Source organism: Streptacidiphilus anmyonensis (assembly GCF_000787855.1).
Lineage (GTDB): Bacteria > Actinomycetota > Actinomycetes > Streptomycetales > Streptomycetaceae > Streptacidiphilus > Streptacidiphilus anmyonensis.
In genome coordinates, this window is record NZ_BBPQ01000135.1 from 1,539 (window position 1) to 6,576 (window position 5,038).

The following is a 5,038-nucleotide window of genomic DNA, read 5'->3' on the forward strand; positions in this document are numbered from 1 at the left end:
GGTCCGTGTCAGCGACAGACACCGTCAGCTGGAACCCTTCGAGCACCAGGGCGACTTCGATGGCACCCCCGCCGTGGGCGGTGGCATTGGCGACGAGTTCCGAGGCCACCAGCAGCACGTCCTCGACGGCCTCGCTGCCGGCCGGGCCGTCGGGGTGCCATCGCCAGTCAGCCAGGGCCTGCCGGGTGAAGTCCCGGGCCCGGCCGACCGGTGCCTGGACGCCTCGTAGTGACAGGCGCCGCACCTGGCGCGCCGGCACGGTCATGCGGTCGGTTTCCAGCGCGCTCAAATCGGCCCCCGTTCCCCGCGGCTGGACGTCCGCCAGGTCATGGCGGCAGCCGACGACAGGAAGGTGGGGACGGGCACGGCCGGCCGTCGGCCCTCAGCGGGGCGTCTGATGGTGTCGGCTGTCCGCTCGTTCATGGGCAGCGTCTCCCCTGCGGATCGGACGTCAATCACGGTCAGCGGGAGCATAGCCCCCTGCCTCCAAGGGGTGATCCGGCATCAGGGAGCCGAACCGACGGACAGACAGAACAAGGTCAGGGACGTCCTTCCGCTCCGTTCAGCGGACCCGGCCAGTCGCTCGCGGCGCGGACGCACATCCGGACACGGAGACCTCACCTGCAGTGTCGGTGTGATGGAACGCGACAGCCGACCTCGCGGACCGTGTCGATCAACAGCTGAGGGGTAGACGCAGACCGAGCCGACCCGACGGGCCTGGCACCGTCCGGCGCATAGGCGTCACAGGACCGGGGTCCGAACCACTGGACAGGGGAACAGATGATCAACCAGGCGACAGTGCCGATTTCGCCCAAGCCGCCGGAGCCGCAAGCGCCGCAGCCATCTGGGACGCAGAAGGCGCTACTGACTCCGGACCTTCCGGCCCCGCCCGGCACTCCCGAAGGGCCAGAGCCGTCACGGCCCGTCAGCGGTGTGGACGAGCACCGGGTGCCATCGGGATTTCCTCACGAGCCGGGAAAGCCTCGGCCTCATGAGACGCCTGACTGAGCTGGCGTCAGGCTGAGCTGGCGTCGGGGCGGGGTCGCCAGCTGGGCGGCCCCCATCCAAGACAGTGCGGACGAGCCTGCCCCTGCCCGTCGTAGGAGCTTCCTCGGCCGCGGGGGAACACCTGTTGCGGACCACCAGGGGCGCGGCCGGTCACCTGGTGAGCGCCTCAGCGGTCGAACGCGGCCCACACTGTCTTGCCCGACACGTGGAGCGTCGTTCCCCACTGCCGGCTCAGGAGCTCCACCACGTGGAGTCCGTGTCCGCCGGGTCGGGCCGGGTCACTCGGTGGAAGCGGCGTGGGCACGGCGGCTTCGCCGTCGGTCACGGCCACGGTGAGACCACGCCCATCCCCTGTGATCGCGATTTCCCGAGCACCGGCGCCGTGAGCCATCGCGTTCGCGACCAGCTCGGAGACGACAAGCAGAATGTCCTCTGCCCGCTCCCGCGCCTCGGGGCCGCCGCCCACCGGGTCCAGCCAGCCCCATTCGCGCAGAATGCCGCCGGTGAAGTCACGGGCACGACCCACGGCACCGGCGACGCCGTGCAGGCCAAGCCGTCGGACCTGCCGGGAGGGAGCCCCCTGGATCGGCGCCTCGGACTCGATGCTCGGGCCGCTCATGCTTCCGCCACGGCGCCGCCAGCTTCCGGCTGGGTCTCGAAAACGGAAAGGGCCCCGGTCAGTTCGAGCAGACGCAGCAGTTGCCGAGTCGGCGCGGCCAGGATCAGCCGTCCGCCGACGTCGCTCACCTGCTGTCGGGCCTTCAAGAGCACGTTGAGCCCGGAGGAGTCGCAAAAGCCCAGCTGTGAGCAGTCGACGACGATCCTGGTCACTCCCGCGTCCGTCAGCGAACTCGTAGCGAGCGCGAGCGCGGGCGCGGTGTCGGGATCCAGCTCGCCCGACAGCAGGACGATCCCCGCCTCTTCCACCCTGCGAACCGAGACGGCCAGCCGATCCGCCTCGGAATGGGTGGGCGACGTGTTCGGCCGTTCGGACATGCATGCACGCTCCAGCGCATCGGTGGTCGACAGGCCATGGAGGCCATCAGGCCACTTCTGTCCCCAGTCTCCCGCCTTCAAACGGGCCCGTTTAACCAGGTGGGCGTCCTGCGCGGAGCGGACAGCGGGCCGCCGGGTCCTGCCTCGACGCGGTTCCGAGGTGATGGCGGCACCGTCGTCCAGAGTCCTCCCGGGTTGGACCGCGAGGGTGGGCGGTCGTCTCCGGCCGGCGGCCAGCGCTGCCTCCTCGACCGGGCGCTGCGCCTGAGGCCCGGTCGGCGCGTGCGCCCCGTCGGACCCGCTGGGGCAGGGATTCGGGGCGCATCGTCGTGGTGTCAGGTCTCGGCGGTGTCAGGTCTCGGCGGTGCCGCGCAGCACCAGCAGCGCGCGTCCTTCCACCTCGACCGACGTGCCGGCTTTGATCAGCGGCCGGAACTCGGTGTAGGGAATGGCCGTGTCGACCTCGACGGCCCACCACGGGTCGACGTCCTGCGGGATCGTGAAGGGCAGCGGTTCCCAGTGCGCGTTGAACAGCATCAGGAACGAGTCGTCCACGACCGGCAGGCCGCGCGGGTCGGGTTCGGTGATGGCTTTGCCGTTGAGATGAACCATCAGTGACTTCGCGAAGCCGGTCCTCCAGTCGGTGTCGGACATCTCCTTCCCTCCCGGGGTGTACCAGGCGATGTCCTTGAGCCCGTCACGGCTGCCCCGCGGGGCCCTTCCCTTGAAGAAGCGCCGCCGGCGAAAGACCGGATGTTCGCGGCGCAGCCGGATGAGCCTGCTGGTGTAGTCGAGGAGTTCGCTGCCGTTCTCGACGATCGACGGCCAGTCGATCCAGGTCAGCTCGTTGTCCTGACAGTAGGCGTTGTTGTTGCCGTGCTGGGTGCGGCCGAGTTCGTCGCCGTGGAGCAGCATCGGCACGCCCTGCGAGAGCATCAGCGTGGCGATCATGTTGCGTTGCTGTCGAGCCCGTAGCGCCAGGACCGTGCGCTTGTGGGTCGGCCCCTCGGCGCCGCAGTTCCAGGAGCGGTTGTGGTTCTCGCCGTCTCGGTTGTTCTCGCCGTTGGCCTCGTTGTGTTTGCCGTTGTAGGAGACCAGGTCCCTCATGGTGAAGCCGTCGTGTGCGGTGACGAAGTTCACCGACGCGTGCGGCCGTCGGCCGTCGTCCTGGTAGAGGTCGGCGGAGCCGGTCAGCCGGGAGGCGAACTCGCCCAGCGTGCCGCCCTCGCCCCGCCAGAAGTCGCGGACGCAGTCACGGTACCTGCCGTTCCATTCCGTCCACAGGGGTGGGAAGTTGCCCACCTGGTAGCCGCCGTCGCCGAGGTCCCAGGGTTCGGCGATCAGTTTGACCTGCGACACGACCGGGTCCTGCTGCACCAGGTCGAAGAAGGAGGACAGCCGGTCGACCTCGTGGAACTGGCGGGCCAGGGTGGCGGCCAGGTCGAAGCGGAACCCGTCGACGTGCATCTCGGTCACCCAGTAGCGCAGGGAGTCCATGATCAGTTGAAGCGTGTGCGGGTGATCCATCCGCAGACTGTTGCCCGTGCCGGTGGTGTCCCAGTAGTAGCGGGGGTTGTCTGGGGCCAGCCGGTAGTAGGCGGCGTTGTCCAGCCCCCTGAAGGACAGCGTGGGGCCGAGCTGGTTTCCTTCGGCGGTGTGGTTGTACACCACGTCGAGGATGACCTCTATGCCGGCCTCGTGCAGAGCCTTCACCATCGCCTTGAACTCCTGCACCTGCTCGCCCCGCTGCCCGGAGGACGCGTAGGCGTTGTGCGGCGCGAAGAACCCGATGGTGTTGTAGCCCCAGTAGTTCGACAGCCCCTTCTCCACCAGGGTGTGGTCCTGGAGGAACTGGTGGACGGGCATCAGTTCCACCGCCGTGACGCCGAGCTGGGTGAGATAGTCGATGATCGCCGGGTGCGCGAGGCCCGCGTAGGTGCCGCGGAGCGCCTCGGGGACGGCCGGGTGGCGCCGCGTCATGCCCTTCACGTGGGCCTCGTAGATCACCGACTCGTTGTACGGGGTCTGTGGGGGGTGGTCGTTGCCCCAGTCGAAGTACGGGTTGACGACGACCGAACGAGCCGCGTACGCGGCGGAGTCGAGGTCGTTTCGCCGGCCCCGGTTGGCGAACTGGTAGCCGTACAGGGCCTCGTGCCATTCGACGCTGCCCTCGATCGCCTTGGCGTAGGGGTCCAGCAGCAGCTTGGCAGGGTTGCAGCGCACGCCCTGCCCGGGGCGGTGCGGACCGTGCACACGGAATCCGTACCGCTGCCCCGGGCCGACGTCGGGGAGGTGGATGTGGTGAACGAATCCGTCCACCTCCTTCAGCAGGACGCGCTCCTCGCCGCCGTCCGAGTCGAACAGGCACAGTTCCACGTTCTCGGCCGCACCGGAGAACACCGCGAAGTTGGTGCCCGCACCGTCGAACGTGGCTCCCAACGGCCACGCCCGCCCCGGTCGACGACTGATGTCCGCGCTCTCCCGCCAGATCTGCACCCCGGCCTCCCAGCACTGATGGTCATGGTGTGACGGCACGCCTGTTCACGGCTGCCCTCGTCGCTTCGAACCCGAGCGGGACGGGTCGGTCAGACCAGCGTCGCGTCGTCTGCTCCAAGAGCCTGGACGCCGCCTTCCTCCCCGGCCACCCACGTGCGGGCGTGATCGTTGACGAAGGAGGCGCTGCGGGCCCGGACTGCGTCGGTGACAGAGTCCTCGTTCGCGTCGGTGGGCATGTGCGGGACCTCCTTTTGTCGAGCCAGCCCGGAGACCTCCCCCGTCCGCGGGCCGACGATGCGTCAGACAGGCGGCCAGGAGCGCTCTTTGGATCGGCTTGCGTCAGGGAGCGTCTGCCCCGCGATCAGGGAGGGCACACGGCACGGTCGTGCGCTCGTGCGGGTGGTCGGGCGGTCGGGCGGGTGGTCGGTCGGGCGCCCAGACGCAGATCGGGAGCCGGCTGGGCATCTCGCAGATGCAGGTGTCCCGCATCCTCTCCCGCACCCTGGCGAGGCTGCGCGCGCAGCTGCTGTCCGAAAGG

The 5,038-nt window shown here is 69.3% G+C and carries 6 protein-coding genes; 1 reads left to right on the plus strand and 5 read right to left on the minus strand.

Going from position 1 to position 5,038, the window contains the following annotated elements:
* The 5 genes from TR50_RS47490 to TR50_RS47495 form a co-directional block, all read right to left on the minus strand.
* On the minus strand, positions 1-289 hold a 289-nt coding region (locus tag TR50_RS47490; RefSeq protein WP_160311290.1), incomplete at its 3' end, for an ATP-binding protein.
* 885 nt (positions 290-1,174) lie between these two features.
* Positions 1,175-1,627, minus strand: a complete 453-nt coding sequence (locus tag TR50_RS41860; protein WP_042435851.1) for an ATP-binding protein — start codon at positions 1,625-1,627, stop codon at positions 1,175-1,177.
* On the minus strand, positions 1,624-2,004 hold the full coding sequence (locus TR50_RS41865; RefSeq protein ID WP_052441903.1) for an STAS domain-containing protein: 381 nt from the start codon (positions 2,002-2,004) through the stop codon (positions 1,624-1,626). The genes TR50_RS41860 and TR50_RS41865 overlap by 4 nt, the downstream gene beginning before the upstream one ends.
* Positions 2,005-2,355: 351 nt before the next feature.
* Positions 2,356-4,500 carry a glycogen debranching protein GlgX gene (gene glgX, locus TR50_RS41870; RefSeq protein WP_084701919.1) on the minus strand — a complete coding sequence of 715 codons (2,145 nt, stop codon included), beginning with the start codon at positions 4,498-4,500 and terminating at the stop codon, positions 2,356-2,358.
* Positions 4,501-4,589: 89 nt separating this feature from the next.
* Positions 4,590-4,736, minus strand: coding sequence for a hypothetical protein (locus TR50_RS47495; protein WP_160311291.1), 147 nt, complete (start codon positions 4,734-4,736; stop codon positions 4,590-4,592).
* A gap of 149 nt (positions 4,737-4,885) precedes the next feature.
* Here TR50_RS47495 and TR50_RS49600 point away from each other — a divergent pair.
* Positions 4,886-5,038: sigma factor-like helix-turn-helix DNA-binding protein (locus TR50_RS49600; protein ID WP_439654288.1), on the plus strand; the 153-nt coding region annotated here is incomplete at its 3' end.

Coding starts and splice junctions, on each gene's coding strand:
- TR50_RS47495 (WP_160311291.1), bottom strand. CDS start 4,736: ATGCCCACCGACGCGAACGAGGACTCTGTCACCGACGCAGTCCGGGCC.
- TR50_RS41865 (WP_052441903.1), bottom strand. CDS start 2,004: ATGTCCGAACGGCCGAACACGTCGCCCACCCATTCCGAGGCGGATCGG.
- TR50_RS41860 (WP_042435851.1), bottom strand. CDS start 1,627: ATGAGCGGCCCGAGCATCGAGTCCGAGGCGCCGATCCAGGGGGCTCCC.